At 64.3% G+C, this 16,856-nt stretch carries 16 protein-coding genes; 10 read left to right on the forward strand and 6 right to left on the reverse strand.

What is annotated here, in order from left to right:
* The first annotated feature begins 52 nt into the window (after window positions 1-52).
* The 4 genes from ACZY0Q_RS09345 to ACZY0Q_RS09360 all read left to right on the forward strand — a co-directional run bounded on the left by ACZY0Q_RS09345 (window position 53) and on the right by ACZY0Q_RS09360 (window position 4,225).
* Window positions 53-1,363: an ABC transporter substrate-binding protein gene (locus ACZY0Q_RS09345; protein WP_463916059.1), complete on the forward strand. Its 1,311-nt coding sequence runs from the start codon at window positions 53-55 to the stop codon at window positions 1,361-1,363.
* Window positions 1,364-1,496: 133 nt separating this feature from the next.
* On the forward strand, window positions 1,497-2,468 hold the full coding sequence (locus ACZY0Q_RS09350; RefSeq protein WP_463916060.1) for a carbohydrate ABC transporter permease: 972 nt from the start codon (window positions 1,497-1,499) through the stop codon (window positions 2,466-2,468).
* Window positions 2,465-3,379 (forward strand): carbohydrate ABC transporter permease, encoded by a 915-nt coding sequence (locus ACZY0Q_RS09355; protein WP_463916061.1) that lies wholly within the window; start codon window positions 2,465-2,467, stop codon window positions 3,377-3,379. Before ACZY0Q_RS09350 ends, ACZY0Q_RS09355 begins: the two co-directional genes overlap by 4 nt.
* A 57-nt stretch (window positions 3,380-3,436) precedes the next feature.
* Window positions 3,437-4,225, forward strand: coding sequence for a DeoR/GlpR family DNA-binding transcription regulator (locus ACZY0Q_RS09360; RefSeq protein WP_463916062.1), 789 nt, complete (start codon window positions 3,437-3,439; stop codon window positions 4,223-4,225).
* Here the strand turns inward: ACZY0Q_RS09360 and ACZY0Q_RS09365 are convergent.
* Window positions 4,222-5,241: a LacI family DNA-binding transcriptional regulator gene (locus ACZY0Q_RS09365; protein ID WP_463916064.1), complete on the reverse strand. Its 1,020-nt coding sequence runs from the start codon at window positions 5,239-5,241 to the stop codon at window positions 4,222-4,224. The two genes, ACZY0Q_RS09360 and ACZY0Q_RS09365, sit on opposite strands and share 4 nt — an antisense overlap.
* Before the next feature lie 17 nt (window positions 5,242-5,258).
* Window positions 5,259-6,458: a Gfo/Idh/MocA family protein gene (locus ACZY0Q_RS09370; protein WP_463916065.1), complete on the reverse strand. Its 1,200-nt coding sequence runs from the start codon at window positions 6,456-6,458 to the stop codon at window positions 5,259-5,261.
* Between the two features lie 213 nt (window positions 6,459-6,671).
* On the opposite strand from ACZY0Q_RS09370, the gene ACZY0Q_RS09375 reads away from it, so the two are divergent.
* From ACZY0Q_RS09375 to aroQ, 5 genes are all read left to right on the forward strand, one after another.
* Window positions 6,672-7,613: a carbohydrate ABC transporter permease gene (locus ACZY0Q_RS09375; RefSeq protein ID WP_463916066.1), complete on the forward strand. Its 942-nt coding sequence runs from the start codon at window positions 6,672-6,674 to the stop codon at window positions 7,611-7,613.
* Between the two features lie 10 nt (window positions 7,614-7,623).
* A complete protein-coding gene (locus tag ACZY0Q_RS09380; protein ID WP_463916067.1) occupies window positions 7,624-8,550 on the forward strand; it encodes a carbohydrate ABC transporter permease in 927 nt (308 codons plus the stop codon).
* A 44-nt stretch (window positions 8,551-8,594) separates the two neighbouring features.
* The gene (locus ACZY0Q_RS09385; RefSeq protein WP_463916069.1) at window positions 8,595-9,938 is read left to right on the forward strand and encodes an ABC transporter substrate-binding protein; all 1,344 of its coding nucleotides are present in this window, start codon (window positions 8,595-8,597) and stop codon (window positions 9,936-9,938) included.
* 97 nt (window positions 9,939-10,035) lie between these two features.
* A complete protein-coding gene (locus ACZY0Q_RS09390) occupies window positions 10,036-12,243 on the forward strand; it encodes an alpha-galactosidase (protein WP_463916070.1) in 2,208 nt (735 codons plus the stop codon).
* 174 nt (window positions 12,244-12,417) lie between these two features.
* Window positions 12,418-12,876 (forward strand): type II 3-dehydroquinate dehydratase, encoded by a 459-nt coding sequence (gene aroQ, locus ACZY0Q_RS09395; RefSeq protein WP_463916072.1) that lies wholly within the window; start codon window positions 12,418-12,420, stop codon window positions 12,874-12,876.
* Window positions 12,877-12,950: 74 nt separating this feature from the next.
* On the opposite strand, the gene ACZY0Q_RS09400 is transcribed toward aroQ, so the two are convergent.
* Window positions 12,951-14,135 carry a MarP family serine protease gene (locus ACZY0Q_RS09400; RefSeq protein WP_463916073.1) on the reverse strand — a complete coding sequence of 395 codons (1,185 nt, stop codon included), beginning with the start codon at window positions 14,133-14,135 and terminating at the stop codon, window positions 12,951-12,953.
* A gap of 261 nt (window positions 14,136-14,396) precedes the next feature.
* Here ACZY0Q_RS09400 and ACZY0Q_RS09405 point away from each other — a divergent pair, with 261 nt between their 5' ends.
* Window positions 14,397-15,074 carry a Crp/Fnr family transcriptional regulator gene (locus ACZY0Q_RS09405; protein WP_011693220.1) on the forward strand — a complete coding sequence of 226 codons (678 nt, stop codon included), beginning with the start codon at window positions 14,397-14,399 and terminating at the stop codon, window positions 15,072-15,074.
* Window positions 15,075-15,181: 107 nt separating this feature from the next.
* Here ACZY0Q_RS09405 and ACZY0Q_RS09410 read toward each other — a convergent pair whose 3' ends face one another.
* Genes ACZY0Q_RS09410 through ACZY0Q_RS09420 form a run of 3 tightly spaced genes read right to left on the reverse strand, consistent with a single transcriptional unit; the run spans window position 15,182 to window position 16,826 of the window.
* Complete coding sequence (locus tag ACZY0Q_RS09410) at window positions 15,182-16,093, reverse strand: NUDIX hydrolase (RefSeq protein ID WP_463916074.1); 912 nt, start codon at window positions 16,091-16,093, stop codon at window positions 15,182-15,184.
* 17 nt (window positions 16,094-16,110) lie between these two features.
* Window positions 16,111-16,668: a RidA family protein gene (locus tag ACZY0Q_RS09415; RefSeq protein ID WP_463916075.1), complete on the reverse strand. Its 558-nt coding sequence runs from the start codon at window positions 16,666-16,668 to the stop codon at window positions 16,111-16,113.
* A 2-nt stretch (window positions 16,669-16,670) separates the two neighbouring features.
* Entirely contained in the window at window positions 16,671-16,826 is a 156-nt protein-coding gene (locus ACZY0Q_RS09420) for a DUF4177 domain-containing protein (RefSeq protein WP_099093395.1), read from the reverse strand.
* Window positions 16,827-16,856: the final 30 nt, after the last annotated feature.

Consider the following 16,856-nt stretch of genomic DNA (forward strand, 5'->3'; position numbering starts at 1 on the left):
TCAGATGCAATGTGAGGTGTCTCACATGCGGCTATTTTTCAAGGGAGAGAACATGGCTTCACAGTTTGATGCGTCTGCAACTGCTTTTCCCAGCAGGCGGAGCATCCTCAAGACCGTTGGCGTAGGCGCGGCAGGCCTGGCCGGCATTCCATTCCTCGCAGCCTGCACGGGCGGAAGCGCGCCGTCCGCCACGGGCTCAGACTCCTCCGGCCTTACCTTCGGTTCCGGGTCCTCCGATGACGTCCCCAAGCGGGCGTACCAGGCTGTCACCGACGCCTTCACGGCCAAGTCAAGCAAGAAGGTCACCACGAATGTGGTGCCCCACAATGATTTCCAGAACAAGATTAATTCCTACCTGCAGGGCTCTCCGGACGATACGTTCACTTGGTTCGCCGGTTACCGCATGCAGTACTACGCAGGCAAGGGGCTCCTTGCGCCCATTGATGACGTCTGGGAAACCATCGGTGGCAACTACTCCGATGCGCTGAAGAAAGCCTCCACCGGACCGGACGGAAAGATGTACTTCGTGCCCAACTACAACTACCCGTGGGGGTTCTTCTACCGGAAGAGTCTCTGGGCCGAAAAGGGGTACGAGGTGCCGGAGACCTTTGACGCACTCAAGGCCCTCGCCACGAAGATGAAGGCAGATGGCATCATTCCCATCGGCTTCGCCGACAAAGACGGCTGGCCGGCCATGGGCACCTTCGACTACATGAACATGCGGCTCAACGGCTACCAGTTCCATGTGGACCTGTGCGCACACAAGGAATCCTGGGACCAGCAAAAGGTCAGCGCGGTCTTCGACACCTGGGCTGCGCTCCTTCCTTTCCAGGATCCGGGAGCCCTCGGCCAGACCTGGCAGGACGCCGCCAAGGCGCTGGAAGCCAAGAAGACCGGCATGTACCTGCTGGGTTCCTTCGTCACCCAGCAATTCACCGACCCGGCGGTGCTGGCGGACATCGATTTCTTCGCCTTTCCGGAGATCGCCATGGAAGGCCGCGACGCCGTCGAAGCCCCCATCGACGGCCTCCTGCTGTCGAAAAAGGGCGGGGACAACAAGGCGGCCCGCGACTTCATGGCGTTCCTCGGCACCGCCGATGCCCAGGACGCCTACGCCGCGGTGGATGCGTCCAACATCGCCACCGCCAAAGGCACGGACACGTCCAAGTTCAGCCCGCTCAACAAGAAGTGTGCAGACACCATCGCGGACGCGAAGTACATCAGCCAGTTCTTCGACCGCGACGCCCTGCCGGCCATGGCCAACAACGTGATGATCCCGGCCCTGCAGAGCTTCATCAAGGACGGCAAAATGGACGTCAAAAACCTTGAGGCCCAGGCCAAGTCGCTCTACGCCGCGCAGTAGTCCAGGGCAGCACTTCCAGCCCTGTCAGCGCCGTTTCTACGGCGCCCAACCAGAACGGAACGACGACGGCGGCGCAAGGCTCCCGCCGCCGTCGTTCCCTTCCAGCGTCCCCATCAATAGAGGGAAGACTTCCATGAGCAGCACCGCACAAGAACTGATACCGCCGGAAGCGCGGGAGCCCGGCGGCGGCCGTATCCGGCGGACCAGAGGGGGGCGGGTCCGCCGCCTGACAGGGCGGGACAAGGTGGTCCTGTCGCTGATGGTGGGGATCCCCACCCTGATCGAACTGGCCCTGGTCTGGCTGCCGACGCTGATGTCCGTGGGGCTCAGCTTCAGCCGGTGGAACGGCCTGGACCTGGCCGACATACGCCCCGCCGGCACGGCGAACTACCAGTACATCACCCAGGACTACCCGCCCTTCTGGCCGGCGGTGCAGCACAACCTCCTCTGGCTCCTGTTCCTGGCCCTGATCGCCACACCGCTGGGCCTGCTGCTCGCCGTGCTGCTGGACCAGAACATCAGGGGCAGCAAGATTTACCAGAGCATTTTCTTCGCACCCGTGATGTTGTCCCTGGCCCTGATCGGCATCATCTGGCAGCTCTTTTACCAGCGCGACAACGGACTCCTGAACTTCCTCCTGGGCACCGCAGGGACACCGCAGGCCGTTGACTGGTTCGGGGACTCCTCCGTGAACATCTGGGCCGCCATGATCGCAGCGACGTGGCGGCACGCCGGCTACGTGATGCTCCTGTACCTGGCCGGGCTGAAGGGCGTGGACCCGACCCTCAAGGAAGCCGCCGCCATCGACGGAGCCAGTGCCGTGCAGACCTTCTTCCGCGTGGTGTTCCCGGCGATGCGCCCCATCAACATCGTCATCGTGGTGATCACCATCATCGAATCGCTGCGCGCCTTTGACGTGGTGTACGTCATCAACCGCGGAACCAACGGCCTGGAAATGCTCAGCGCCCTGGTGATCCAGAACCTCGTAGGTGAAGGCCAGGTGATTGGCGTCGGCTCGGCACTGGCAGTGGTGCTGCTGGTCATCTCCCTTGTTCCCATCGTCTTCTACCTCAGCCGCACCTTCGGCAAGGAGAACAAAGCATGAGCACCACCACAGCCCGCACCGGCAGGACTCCCGCCGCAGCCGCGCCCCGCTCCGGCAGCAGGCCCAAGCGCCACTACGGAACCCATATCTTCCTGACCGCTATGGCGGTGATGTGGCTGATCCCGCTGGCTTGGTCGCTTTTCACCGCCCTCCGTCCGGTGGCCTCGACGAACCTGTACGGCTATTTCAGCTTTGCCGGCGACTTCAACTTCGACAACTTTGCCCAGGCCTGGACCCAGGGCGGGTTTTCCACGTACTTCTGGAACTCGGTCATCATCACCGTGCCGGCCGTGCTGCTGACCCTGTTCCTGGCCTCCCTCATGGCCTTCGCCGTCAGCCGGGTGAGCTGGAAGTTCAATATCACGCTGCTCATCATGTTCACCGCCGGAAACCTGCTTCCCCCGCAGGTCCTCGCCGCCCCGCTGTTCGAGATGGCAAAGCACTTCGAAGTGCCGTACTCGTTCAGCGATTCCGGAAACATGCTGAACACCTACATCATTGTGATCGCGGTCAATACCGCCTTCCAGATGGGCTTCTGCACCTTCGTGCTGTCCAACTACATGAAGGCGCTCTCCGCGGACCTGACCGAGGCCGCCCTCGTGGACGGGGCCGGCATCTGGCGGCAGTACCGGGAGATCATCATGCCACTCTGCCGGCCGGCGTTCGCGGCCCTCGGCACGCTCCAGGTCATCTTCATCTACAACGACTACTTCTGGCCCCTCATCTTCATCCAGAGCGGCAACCGGCTTCCGATCACCACCGCCATCAACAACCTGCAGGGCGAATTCCTGAGCAACTACAACCTCCTGGCCGCCGGTGCGGTCATCACTGTCATTCCCACGCTGGTGATCTACCTGCTCCTGCAGCGGCAGTTTGTTGCGGGGCTGACTCTTGGTTCAAGCAAGGGGTAGACCATCATGGAACGTGACGGGGGTATCAGTCCCCCGTCCCCGCACGAAAGGAATTCCATGCTCCCCGCAGCACGCCACCAGGCAATCGTGGATGCCGTCCAGCGCGAACGGGTTGTCCGCGTCTCGGACCTAGCCCAACAACTGGGTGTTTCGCTGATGACTGTCCGCCGGGATATCGAGTTGCTGGAGGAGGGCGGCAAACTGGAACGTATCCACGGCGGCGCCAAGCTCCCCGGCGATGCCAGCACCCACGAGCCGGGCTTCGAACTTAAGTCCACGCAGCTGACAGCGGAGAAGCGTGCCATTGCAATTGAAGCGGCTGCACTCGTCCAGGAAGGGATGGCGGTGGGGTTGAGCGCCGGGACCACAACGTGGGCGCTCGCCAAGGAACTGGTCAACGGCCCGCAAATCACGGTGGTCACCAACTCGGTGCGCATCGCTGACCTGTTCCACCATGCTGCGGCAACAGGCCCGGCCCGCTACAGCTCCACGGTGATCCTGATCGGCGGCCAGCGCACGCCGTCGGACGCCCTGGTTGGCCCCATCGCGACGAGCGCACTGAAGCAGCTGCACCTGGACGTGCTGTTCCTTGGCGTCCACGGCATGGAAACCGTCGCCGGCTTCACTACGCCCAACCTGCTTGAAGCCGAAACGAACCGGGCCTTTGTGGCCGCAGCGCGGAAAACTGTCGTGCTGGCGGACCACACCAAATGGGGGGTGCTGGGCATAAGTTCCATTGCGTCACTGGACGAAGTGGACGAGGTCATCAGTGATCTCGGGCTGGGACCTGAGGCGCAACGTGTCCTGCAGGAGAAAGTTGGCAGGCTTCGGCTTGCTGCAGCCTAGGGGCAGCCGCAGGACTGCCGGATCTGCAACTCGGCAGGAAAGATGAGATGTTCGGATTCGTGGCCGCGATGGGCGCCTATCAGGGCGCTGACTGCGGCCTCCGCCATTGCCTTTGCCGGCTGTTTCACTGTGGTGAGGGGAGGCCAGCTGTACTCCGCTTCAGCTGAGCCGTCGAAGGACGCCAGGGCGATGTCATTGGGGATCGACAGTCCCGCCTCATGGAGCGCGCGGAGGATACCGACAGCCTGCAGGTCAGACGTGGCAAAAATGGCAGTCGGGCGGTTCGCGGAGGCCAGGAGGCGTTTCCCTGCAGCGTAGCCGCCTTCCCGGGTGAAGGCGGTACGGACAATGGGGCCTTCCGGCAGTCCTGCCCCCGCCAGGGCCTGCAGCCAGCCCTCCTCGCGGCCGTCATAATAGTTGCCGGTGTTAGTACCCATGGCGAGGGCGATATTGGTGTGTCCGTGGCCGATCAGGTGTTCAACGGCTGATTTTGCGCCCGCCACCAGATCCACGCCCACACTGTTGAATCCGGGCGCATCGGCACTGTGGTTCAGGAGGACAACCGGTATCTCCGCCGATTCAAGGTCCGTCAGGCCCGGTTCCATCAACACACTGGACAGGATGACGCCGTCCACCTGGCGTGCTGCAAGGTTGCGGACGTGCCGGAGTTCCTTGGCGAGGTCTCCATCCGAGTTGGTAAGCAGCAGGGCGTAGCCCAGTTCGGCGGCAGCATCTTCCACAGCGTGTGCCAGCAGCGAGAAGAAAGGGTTGCTGTTGTCCGGTATAACCAGCCCTATGGTTTCGCTGGATCCCAGTTTCAGAGCCCGGGCGGCAGCGTTCGGACGGTACCCCAGCCGGCGGATGGCGTCCTGGACCTTCGCTTCCGTGGCCGGCGCCACTCGCTTGGGGCCGCCGTTCACTACGTAGCTGACGACGGCGGTGCTGACGCCCGCGTACCGGGCAACATCCTTGCGGGTTACCGGGCTGCGCGGGGCCTGCACTGCGGGAGTCGTCATGGTGTACATGCTAGCGATCAGATCCCCGGGGCGTCACCGAAGTCACGGATGGGCAGCCGCTCTCCACTGCGGAGGGCGGACTGGTGCGCCACGATGCCGGGCAACGTGAACCGGGCGGCAACCCAGGCGTTGACCGGCGGCTGAGTGCCGGTGTTGACCGCTGTTACGAAGTCATCCACCAGGAAGTGGTGGCTGCCTTCGTGGCCGTTCGGTGCGCCGCGGAACTCCTCCGGCAGCCGGTCAGCATCATGGACCGGCGAGAGTCCGGAGACGAAGGCGTCCCGCAGTTCCGGCGCAACGTTGGCCAGCGACGGGTCATCCAGGGACATGCTCGGCCGTGTTTCCAGCTGCTCGGAAATGTCGTGGACGTTCTCCTTGTCCTGCCAGACCGTGACGTTTGCGAGCTGTTCAAAGCTGGCCTCCGTCCCGAAGAAGCGGAACCGGGACTCCCTGATGTGTGACGGGTAGCCCACGCGGCGCATCTCGTTGGTGCGCATAACGCCGCCGTCGTTCATTTCAAAAAGGGCCGTGGCATTGGAGAAGTCGTTGCCGAACATGCTGATTTCCTTGTCAAAGACGCCGTCGTTGCGGTCGTCCTTGACTCCGACGCAGCTGACGCTGACGGCATGGGCGGGGACCGCACCGAGCACTCCGCCCACCGCGTGCGTCGGGTACAGCATTGGCGGGTAGCTGGCGGTTTCCTTCCAGCGGTCACCGCCGCTGTACTGGTAGGCATCGTAGAAGCCCAGGTCCATGTCGTGGACGTAATCCCCCTCGGTGTAGAAGATCCGCCCGAAACGGCCGGCCGCGTGCTGCTTGCGTGCGTAGACGGTGGCCGGGTTGTAGTAGCTGGTCTCCCCCATCATGTAGACCTTTCCGGTCTCGCGCACGGCATCGATGATGCGGGCGATCTCTTCCTCGGAAATAGCCATGGGGACGGCTGAATAGACGTGCTTGCCGGCGCGGAGTGCCTGCTCCACCAGCGGACCGTGTGTCCATCGCTGGGTGAAGATAGCCACAGCATCGACGTCGGATTTCAATAGTTCATCAAAACTTGCCTTCACACCCGCCAGGTGCAGGCGGTCCGCTGCTTCGGCTGCACGCAGTGAAACTTCATCCACCACATAAACGGCACTGACGCCGGGATGGAGATTGAAGAGATGCGCGAACTGGCCGCCGAACTGGCCAACTCCAACTACGCCGATTGAAAACGTCATTGTTTGCCTTCCATAGATGCCTTGCGGGCGCGCCGGGCAAGCGCTGTCCATCAGAATGGCTAGTCTTTCAGCTTGATCTACTCGAGTCAATAGCCAAACAAACGGATAAATCCCTTTAGAAACAAAAGAAACATGAACACTTGCCACCATTGATCTACTCGTGTAGATTCCTCATCAGTTGTTATCCACATCACAGTCAGGAAAGGGTCGACGATGACCACCCTTGCCAAAAACGCGAGACCCGCCCCGCCCCAAACCGGAGCACCCAAGCCGCGCGGCGGTTACCGCCGGCTCGGCGACCTCAAGATCGCCCTGTTCTTTATCGCCCCGGCCATGATCGGGTTTATCTTCTTTTACGTTGTCCCAACCATCCGCGGCGTGTACCTGAGCTTCACGGAGTACAACATTCTCGGAGACCCCACCTGGGTGGGGATGGACAACTACACGGCAATTGCCAAGGACCCGCTGTTCTGGAATTCCCTGGCCGTCACGGGCCAGTACGTGGTCCTCAACATCGTCCTCCAGACGGCCCTGGCCCTGGGCCTGGCCCTCCTGATGCACCAGGTCGCGAAGTCCACGCTCATCCGTGGCGCCCTGCTCCTGCCCTACCTGATGTCGAACGTTATCGCGGCGCTGCTCTGGTTCTGGATGCTCGACTACCAGATCGGTGTGGTCAACCAGTTCATCGAATGGGCCGGACTCCCCCGCGTCGCGTTCTTCGGCAGCGAAGAGTGGGCCATCCCCACCCAGGCAGTCATCAACACCTGGCGGCACATGGGGTACACGGCGCTGCTCATCTTCGCCGGCCTGCAGGCCATCCCGGGCAACATCTATGAGGTCGCCAAGCTGGACGGCGCCTCAGCGTTCCAGACCTTTCGCAAGATCACCATTCCGCTGCTCCGCCCGGTCCTGGTACTGGTCCTCGTGGTGACCGTGATCGGATCCTTCCAGGTCTTCGACACCGTGGCCGTCACCACCCAGGGCGGACCGGTCAACGCCACCCGCGTGATCCAGTACTACATCTACCAGCGGGCCTTCACCGAGTCGGACTTCGGTTACGGATCCGCCATCGCCGTCATTCTCTTCCTCATTCTCGCCCTGGTGGCCTTCATCCAGATGAAGTTCCTCAAGGGCAACGAGTCGGACCTGGACTAAGGAGTCCCCCATGACATCCACCACCAGCCGTGCATCGCTGCAGGCCCCGGCCCCCCGCCGTCGTCCGTTCAACACCCGCCGCGCAGGTGCCTGGGCCCTCCTGGTCCTGGCCATCGCAGTCTCCGTCCTCCCGTTCCTCTGGGTGCTGCGGACGGCGCTGTCCACCAATGCGGCCTTGGCCGCCAATTCGGCCAGCCTGCTTCCCGCGGAGTTCACCTTTGGCGCCTTTATGCGGGTGTTCGGGCTGCAGAGCCCCGCGGATGCCATCGCCGAGGGCGGTTCGGGGGCCACCATAAATTTCTGGCTGTACCTGAAAAACTCCATCATCTTCTCGTCCATCACCACTGCCGGAGCCGTATTCTTCAGTGCGATGGCTGCCTACGCGTTTGCCCGGCTGCGCTGGAGGGGCCGGAACGCTGTATTCAGCCTGTTCCTGGGCACCATGCTGGTCCCGCCGATCTTCACGGCACTGCCCAACTTCCTGCTGATCAAGAACCTGGACCTGCTCAACACGATGCTCGGCATGGTCCTGCCCTACCTCTTTATGACTCCGTTCGCCATCTTCTTCCTCCGCCAGTTCTTCCTGAACATGTCCCGCGAGGTGGAGGAAGCGGCCATGCTCGACGGCGCCAAGCACTTCCGCATCTTCTTCCAGATTGTGCTCCCCAACGCCGCAGCACCCATCGCCACCCTCGCGCTGCTCACCTTCATCGGTCAGTGGAACGAGTACTTCTGGCCGCTGCTCGTCGGCTCACAGGACGATGTGCGGGTTCTCCAGGTGGGCCTCGGCGTCTTCAAATCACAGGCACCCCAGGGTTCCCCGGACTGGTCCGGACTGATGGCCGCGACCCTCGTTTCGGCCCTGCCTGTCCTGGTCCTCTTCGCCGCCTTCGGTAAGAAGATCGTCAACTCCATCGGTTTCTCCGGCATCAAGTAATCCCCTAAACCTCACTCCCCATCTCCCAAACGGAAAGTAGAACCATGAAGAAATCCCTCGGCGCCGTCGCCGTCGCCGCAGTTATGGCACTGTCCCTGTCCGCCTGTGGCGGAGGATCATCCTCCTCGGCAGAGTCAGCTAAGGGCGAGATCAACTACTGGCTGTGGGACGCCAACCAGCTGCCCGCCTACCAGCAGTGCGCGGACGACTTCAAGAAGGCCAACCCGGACATCTCGGTCAAGATCACCCAGCGCGGCTGGGACGATTACTGGAGCACGCTGACCAACGGCTTTGTTGGCGGTACCGCCCCGGACGTTTTCACCAACCACCTCGGACGCTACGGCGAGCTTGCCGAAAACAAGCAGCTGCTGGCCATCGATGACGCCGTCACGAAGGACAACATTGACCTGTCCAAGTACAACGAGGGCCTCGCGGACCTCTGGGTTGGCCAGGACGGCAAGCGCTACGGCCTGCCGAAGGACTGGGACACCATCGGCCTGTTCTACAACCAGGACATGCTCGCCAGCGGCGGCGTCACCGAAGACCAGATGAAGAATCTCACCTGGAACCCCCAGGACGGCGGCACCTACGAGCAGGTCATCGCCCACCTGAGCGTTGACAAGAGCGGCAAGCGCGGCGACGAGGCCGGCTTCGACAAGAACAACGTCGCTGTCTATGGCCTTGGCCTCAACGGCGGCGGCGACTCCTCCGGACAGACGGAGTGGAGCTACCTCACCAACACCACCGGCTGGTCCCACACGGACAAGAACCCCTGGGGCACGCACTACAACTACGACGACCCCAAGTTCCAGGAAAGCATGGACTGGTTCGCCGGTCTCGTGGATAAGGGTTACATGCCCAAGCTGGAGACCACTGTCGGCGCCAGCATGGCCGACACCTTCGCGGCCGGTAAGTCCGCCATCAACGCGCACGGTTCGTGGATGACCGGCCAGTACACCGGCTACCAGGGCATCAAGGTGGGCATCGCCCCCACTCCGGTGGGCCCCGAAGGCAAGCGGGCCTCCATGTTCAACGGCCTGGCCGACTCGATCTGGGCCGGAACCAAAAAGAAGGACGCCTCGATCAAGTGGGTTGAGTACCTCGCATCAGCTGACTGCCAGGACGTTGTGGCTTCGAAGGCCGTTGTCTTCCCCGCACTGAAGGCCTCCTCCGACAAGGCTGCCGAAGCATTCAAGGCCAAGGGCGTGGATGTCAGCGCGTTCACCGAGCACGTCAAGAACAAGACCACGTTCCTGTACCCGATCACGGACAACACCGCCAAGGTCAAGGGCATCATGGAGCCCGCCATGGACGCAGTGGTGTCCGGCAAGGCACCGGCCAGCTCCCTGACCCAGGCCAACGAACAGGTCAACGCCCTGTTCAAGTAGGCCACCGGCTTGACCGGCTGCGCGCCGCGGGCCTTGTGTTCCCGCGGCGCGCAGCCTAGTTTTTTCTTACTCCCACCCTTTAGAAGGACAGCATCATATGGACCCGCTCCACCTCCGTTCCGCCGGCACCAGCCTGGTGATCAGCTTCGACAGCGGAGAGGCCGAGGTCATCCACTGGGGCGCGGACCTTGGCAGCACACTGCCGGACCTCGCCATCCTCGGCGAACCGATCCCGCACTCCGCTATCGACGCCACCGTGCCCGCCGGCCTACTGCCGCAGGCATCGTCCAGCTGGCGCGGCCGTCCCGCCCTGCGCGGCCACCGCATCGCCGACGGCGTCTCCGGCCTTGACTTCTCGGCCCGCCTCCGCGCCGTGACAGCCAGCTCCGAGGGCAACGCCGCCGTCATCGTCCAGACTGATGCCGACGCCGGCCTCACCGTCTCCTCCGCACTGACACTGCACGACGGCGGCCTGCTGGAGCTCCGCCACACCCTCACCAACGACGGCGCCACGCCTTACCAGCTCGACGAACTGGCCACCGTCCTCCCGGTGGCGCCGGACGCCGTCGAAATCCTTGACCTGACCGGGCGCTGGTGCCGGGAAAGCCACCCGCAGCGCCGCCCCATCCAGCAGGGCACCTGGGTACGCACCGGCCGGCACGGCCGCACCGGACACGATTCATCGCTGCTCTTCGCCGCCGGCACCGCCGGATTCGGCAACCGCCACGGGAAGGTCTGGGCCACACACCTGGCCTGGAGCGGCAACCACGAACACTTCGCCGACAGCATCGGCGACGGCCGCACCATGATCGGCGGCTCCGAACTCCTCGGCCCCGCCGAGGTCATCCTCGCCCCCGGCACCAGCTACACCACACCCGCGATGTTCGCCGCCTTCTCGGACCGCGGCCTGGACGGCATCAGCGAGGCGTTCTACAGCTGGTTCCGTTCCCGCCCCCACCACGTGCTCCCCGCAGCCGGCGCCGGCCTGCCCGCCGGCAAGCCGCGCCCCGTGGTCCTGAACACATGGGAAGCGGTCTACTTCGACCACAACCTGGCCACCCTGACCGAACTGGCCGACTCCGCCGCCGAACTCGGCGTGGAACGGTTCGTCCTCGACGACGGCTGGTTCCGCGGCCGCCGCGACGACCACGCCGGCCTGGGCGACTGGTACGTCGACGAATCAATTTGGCCCGACGGCCTCACGCCACTGATCGATGCCGTAACCTCGCGCGGGATGGAGTTCGGGCTCTGGGTGGAACCGGAAATGGTCAACCTGGACTCGGACATCGCCCGGGCACATCCCGAATGGATTGTTGGTCCAGCCGCCGCCTCGCACAAGGACGGCGGCCGCCTGCCGCTTGAATGGCGCAACCAGCACGTGATCGACCTCGTCAACCCGGAAGCGTGGCAGTACATCTTCGACCGCGTCGACGCCCTGCTGCGCGAGAACAACATCAGCTACCTCAAATGGGACCAAAACCGGGACCAGCTGGAGAACGGCCACGCCGGCCGCTCCTCGGTCCACGAACAGACCCTGGCCGCCTACCGGCTCTTCGACGAACTCAAGAAGGCCCACCCCGGCGTCGAGATTGAAAGCTGCTCCTCCGGCGGCGCCCGGGTAGACCTTGGCATCCTGGAACGCACCGACCGGATCTGGGCCTCAGACTGCAACGACGCCCTGGAACGGCAGACCATCCAGCGCTGGACCGGGCTGGTAGTCCCGCCGGAACTGGTGGGCGGTCACGTCGGACCCACCACCTCACACACCACAGCCCGCACCCACGATCTGTCCTTCCGCGCCATCACCGCACTCTTCGGCCACTTCGGCATGGAATGGGACGTCCGCGAAGTGCAGGGCGCCGAACGCGAGGAACTCAAACGATTCATCGGCCTCTACAAAGAGCACCGCGGCCTCATCCACACTGGCCGGATGATCCGCGCCGACGTCGCTGATGATTCCCTGATGCTGCACGGCGTGGTGGCCCCCAGCCGTGCTTCACAGGGCACCGTTCTCCCGGGCACGACGGCGGCGCTGTTCGCCCTCGTCAGCACGGGCACGTCGTTTGCTGAACAGACCGGCCGGATCACCATCCCCGGCCTGGAACCGGACCGTGACTACCGGGTGGAAGCCGTCTTCCCGGCGCCCGGAGACGCCGACTACGCCCACACGTTCACCCAGGTCCAGCCCCCGGCCTGGCTGGCGGACGGGGCGGTGGCCGGCGGCCGCTTCCTGGCCGAAGTGGGCCTGCCGATGCCCATCCTCAACCCGGAACACGCCCTGGTCCTGAGGTTCACGGCACTCTAGCAACCGGAAGCCCCTAAGCAACGCGGGGTCACTTAACGCCCCTTCCGGACCCTGCATTGGGCGTTAAGTGACCCCGCGTTGCTTTTGCTGGTGATGAACGACGGCGGCCCCGTTCTGATCCCCGGACTCCGTAATTATGCGCGGCAGGCCGCCCCAGGCACTAGATTTGCATCCATGACTGAAGCCACCACTGCTGCCGGGCGCGGCACCATCCTCGTGATCAACGGCCCCAACCTCAATCTGCTGGGCACCCGTGAGCCGGAGAAGTACGGCACCTCCACCCTCGCGGACGTGGAGCAGCTGGCAGCCACGGCGGCGCAGGCCCACGGCTTCAACGTGGAATGCGTCCAGTCCAACCATGAAGGCGTGCTCCTGGACGTCATCCACGCAGCCCGCGGCACCGCCGTCGGGATTGTGCTGAACGCCGGCGCCTTCACGCACACCTCCGTGGCCCTGCGCGACGCCCTGGCAGCGGTGCAGCTTCCCGCCGTCGAGGTCCACATCACCAACGTGCACCAGCGCGAGGAATTCCGGCACCACTCGTTCCTGTCCCCCGTGTGCGCCGCGGTGATCGTGGGCGCCGGCGTCTTCGGCTACAAGCTCGCCATCGATTACCTGGCCGAAACGCTGTAGCCCGGCGCCGAAGGGCTCAGCGCGGAACAGCTCAGGCGACGGGCGTCAGGCCGGACTGGCCCGGGCCGCCCCGGCTACTTCTGGATGCACTGCCCGGAGGACACGGGAGCGCTGAGGCTGGCGGCCTGGGACGCGACCGGGAACAGGTCATCCATGGTGATGGCGAAGCCCATTTCGGCGTCTGAGGTTGCCTTGGCGAAAATGACGCCGGCCACCAGGCCCTCCATGGTCAGCAGCGGCCCGCCGGAGTTACCGGGCTGGACGTTGCCGGCGAGGCGGTAGATCTCCTCCGGGGCCGGGTTTTCGCCGTAGATATCGGGGACCAGGACCGAGGTGATGTCCTGGACGGTGGCGGGGTTGGACTTGAACGGACCGCCGTGGGGGTACCCCGCGAAGGCGGCCGGGCTGCCATTCGGGAGATCAGACGTCAGCGGGAGCGGTTCGGAGGGCAGCCCGTCAACGGCCAGGACGGCGAGGTCGTGCCGGGTGTCGAAGTACACCACCCTCCCGGGCATCGCGTCGCCGTCGGGAATTTCAACCACCGGCTGCGACACGCCCGCCACAACATGGGCATTGGTCACAACCCGGCCCGGGGAAACCACAAAGCCGGTGCCGGTCTGGTTCTGGCCGCATTGGTAGGCGGTTCCTGCAATTTTCAGGACTGACTGTGCGGCCCGGTTCAGGGCCGGCGTATCGGTGCTGGCGTTGGGCGCCGCCACTGGCTGCCCCTGGTCCAGGCCTTCAAGCAGCGTGGGGATTCCGTTGCCAATCACCGTGGACCGCAGTTGCGCCATGGTGGTCTTCAACGGAACAGGCGTCAGCCCGTCGATGTACCGGATGACTTTGGACTCGGCCAGTTGCTGCGACACAAACGGAACGCCCAGGGCGCTGACGCTGAAGGCGAGCATGGACATCACCAGGGCCGAGACCACCACGTTCACGGCACCGCCCACCAGCCGGTCCATCGCTCGCAGCGGCTTGATCCGCACGGCGCCGCGGATTTGGCGCCCGATCATGGTCCCGAGGCCATGGCCCAGGGCCATCAGTACGACGGCGGCGGCCACGATGGCGGTCAGCCTCCAGCCAGAGTCATCCACGAAGCCGCTGACCAGCGGAACGGCAAAGAACGCGGCCACCGCGCCCGCGGCAAAGCCGGCGATGCCGCCGAGAGTGACCAGGAAGCCGTTGCGCAGGCCATAGATCAGGTAAGACAGCAGGGCCAGGATCAGCGCCAGGTCCAGAACGGTCAAGCCAAACACTGACGCTCCTCTAATACGGTTGAGACCCAATTCTAGTGGCGCAGGCTGACATTGTTCTGTGGGCGCCAGTCCCCCGCCCCTGCGGGCCGTCCGCCCACATTCGCTCGTAAAAATCACACCCCGGGCGCGGCCGGACACCGGATCGTGCCCGCATTACACACTGTCAGCGGCGTTTCCGCTGCCAAGTACGTCACAGAACCTTGAAAATTCTGAAACAATGGCAAAAGCGCCACAGCCGACACTTTTTATTCAGGAGATTTCATGGACATCGAGGTACTGCGCCGAGCACCCCTATTTGCCACGCTCGACGACGAAGCATTCCGCCTGCTGACGGATGAGCTGACCGAGGTGGACCTCTCCCGCGGTGCATCGGTATTCCGCGAGGGCGACCAGGGCGACCAGCTCTACTTCATCGTCTCCGGCAAGGTGAAGCTGGGCCGAACGTCCCCCGATGGCAGGGAGTCCCTGCTCGCCATCCTGGGCCCGGGTGAGCTCTTCGGCGAAATGGCACTCTTTGACCCCAGCCCTCGCACGGCCACGGCCACGGCCGTCTCCGAAACCCGTCTGGCCGGCCTGAAGAACGAAAGCCTCAACGCCCTGCTCCGGACGCGCCCCGAGGTTTCCGCGCAACTGTTGCAGGCCCTGGCCCGCCGCCTGCGCCGCACCAACGATTCACTCTCGGACCTGGTCTTCTCCGACGTCCCCGGCCGCGTGGCCAAGGCACTGCTGGATCTGGCCGACCGCTTCGGCCGCCCGGCAACGGACGGCGTACTGGTAGCCCACGAGCTCACGCAGGAAGAACTGGCCCAGTTGGTAGGCGCCTCCCGCGAGACGGTCAACAAGGCCCTCGCAGAGTTCGTCCAGCGCGGCTGGCTCCGCCTCGAAGCCCGTGCCGTAGTGATCCTGGACATGCAGCGTCTGCGCCAGCGCTCCCGCTAGGACACTGGTAGTTTTCTGCGACACGGAAAAGGTCTGACGACACCGGAATTCGGGTGTCGTCAGACCTTTTTCGTGTCGCTGGTAGTTAAGCGCGTCGGTCCGCGGAGCTAACGTTCGCGCTGCGGGTCCCCGGCTACGGTTTTGGCGGCCTCGACTTCGAGCATCAGCGTGCCCTCTTCGTCGACGAGCCGCGCCTGGTACACGTGGGGTTTGCGCTTGTAGCTCAGGTAGGCGATGCAGCCGTTTGCGGCGGCCATCTTCTCGAGCATGATCTCCGAGCCCGGCACCAAAAGCTGGCCGAGGGTGAGGCCCACGGTGTTCTCCTGGCCCACTTCATCACCCAGGGCGGTGGTGCTGCGAGCGGCGATGGCCTGGGTGGCGCACACCCAGCGTCCCCAGACGCCTTTGCTCTGCAGCAGGCTGGGCTGCTGGTTCATGGGCACGGTGGCGGCGAAGTAGCGGGTGTCGAAGCGGCGGTGCGCGAAGTCCGGAGTGCGCCAGTTGACGAGCGGCTTCAGCAGGTCGGTCCGCAGCGAGAGTCCCCGCTTGGCGAGGAGCTCAGTGAAGGTCTTCTCCTGGTCAGCAACGGCCACGCGGGCACGCATCCAGTCGTGCGTTGACGTGGCTTCCACCGTGGTGGACATGTCAGGCCCGGCCAGGAGCACGCCGGTTTCCTCAAACAGTTCGCGGATGGCGCCCACCACGTGACGGCGCGCCAGCCCGACGTCGTTCGTCCCCATCTGATCGGCCCAATGCTGGGGTGAGGGGCCCAGCCAGCCGACGGCGTCGTCGTCGGACGCCTCCAGGGAACCTCCGGGGAACGCGAGGACGCCCAACGGCGAGGAGCCGGGCCGGTAACCCAGCCACGTCTCCAGGCCGGTGGGCGAGTCACGCAAAAGCACCACGGACGAAGCGTAGCGGGCGGCACGCGGGGTCCGCTCGCCGTGTTCGAGCCAGCTTTGGGCAGCCCCTTCAAGATCCGGAGGAAGAGCGAACAGGCGTCGGGAGAGCTGAGGCAATTGAGTGAACCGGGTCCTTAGCTGAATTCAGCGATCAGTTCGACCTCAACGGGAGAGTCGAGCGGAAGAACCGACACGCCGACGGCGGAGCGGGCGTGCCGGCCTGCCTCACCAAAGACCTGGCCGAGGAGCTCGGACGCACCGTTGATGACGCCGGGCTGTCCGGTGAACGCCGGATCGGAGGACACGAAGCCCACCACCTTGACGATGCGGGTGATGCGGTCCAGATCGCCGATGACGCTCTTGATGGCCGCCAGCGCGTTGATGGCGCAGACAGCGGCGTAGGCCTTGGCATCCTCAGGGGACACGGTGGGCTCGTCGGAGTGGCCTTCGGTGCCGGTGGAAACCTTGCCGGTTGCTTCGAGTTTGCCATTAATAAACGGCAGCTGGCCGGAGGTGTAAACATGGCTGCCGGTGATGACGGCCGGGACGTAGGCGGCGACCGGAGCGGCCACCTCGGGGAGGGCCAGTCCTAGCTCGGCGAGGCGCTGCTCGACGGCGGAAACCGGCGCTGAATCAGACGCGTTTTCCGGCGTGGATACAGGGCCGGACGTGGTCTCTGCGGGGGTGCTCATTGCTACTGCTTCTCCCTCTTGAGGTAGGCAACCAGGCCGTTGCCGTCAGGTCCGGTGATTACCTGGACGAGCTCCCAGCCGTCCTCTCCCCACTGATCCAGGATCTGCTTGGTGGCGTGAATAATGAGCGGAATCGTGGCGTACTCCCATTTGGTCATGAGAGAAAGACTAGTCGTTGCCGGTAAAGT

This window comes from Pseudarthrobacter lactosi, from assembly GCF_055412785.1.

Coding starts and splice junctions, on each gene's coding strand:
- ACZY0Q_RS09345 (WP_463916059.1), top strand. CDS start 53: ATGGCTTCACAGTTTGATGCGTCTGCAACTGCTTTTCCCAGCAGGCGG.
- ACZY0Q_RS09350 (WP_463916060.1), top strand. CDS start 1,497: ATGAGCAGCACCGCACAAGAACTGATACCGCCGGAAGCGCGGGAGCCC.
- ACZY0Q_RS09355 (WP_463916061.1), top strand. CDS start 2,465: ATGAGCACCACCACAGCCCGCACCGGCAGGACTCCCGCCGCAGCCGCG.
- ACZY0Q_RS09360 (WP_463916062.1), top strand. CDS start 3,437: ATGCTCCCCGCAGCACGCCACCAGGCAATCGTGGATGCCGTCCAGCGC.
- ACZY0Q_RS09365 (WP_463916064.1), bottom strand. CDS start 5,241: ATGACGACTCCCGCAGTGCAGGCCCCGCGCAGCCCGGTAACCCGCAAG.
- ACZY0Q_RS09370 (WP_463916065.1), bottom strand. CDS start 6,458: ATGACGTTTTCAATCGGCGTAGTTGGAGTTGGCCAGTTCGGCGGCCAG.
- ACZY0Q_RS09375 (WP_463916066.1), top strand. CDS start 6,672: ATGACCACCCTTGCCAAAAACGCGAGACCCGCCCCGCCCCAAACCGGA.
- ACZY0Q_RS09380 (WP_463916067.1), top strand. CDS start 7,624: ATGACATCCACCACCAGCCGTGCATCGCTGCAGGCCCCGGCCCCCCGC.
- ACZY0Q_RS09385 (WP_463916069.1), top strand. CDS start 8,595: ATGAAGAAATCCCTCGGCGCCGTCGCCGTCGCCGCAGTTATGGCACTG.
- ACZY0Q_RS09390 (WP_463916070.1), top strand. CDS start 10,036: ATGGACCCGCTCCACCTCCGTTCCGCCGGCACCAGCCTGGTGATCAGC.
- aroQ (WP_463916072.1), top strand. CDS start 12,418: ATGACTGAAGCCACCACTGCTGCCGGGCGCGGCACCATCCTCGTGATC.
- ACZY0Q_RS09405 (WP_011693220.1), top strand. CDS start 14,397: ATGGACATCGAGGTACTGCGCCGAGCACCCCTATTTGCCACGCTCGAC.
- ACZY0Q_RS09415 (WP_463916075.1), bottom strand. CDS start 16,668: ATGAGCACCCCCGCAGAGACCACGTCCGGCCCTGTATCCACGCCGGAA.
- ACZY0Q_RS09420 (WP_099093395.1), bottom strand. CDS start 16,826: ATGACCAAATGGGAGTACGCCACGATTCCGCTCATTATTCACGCCACC.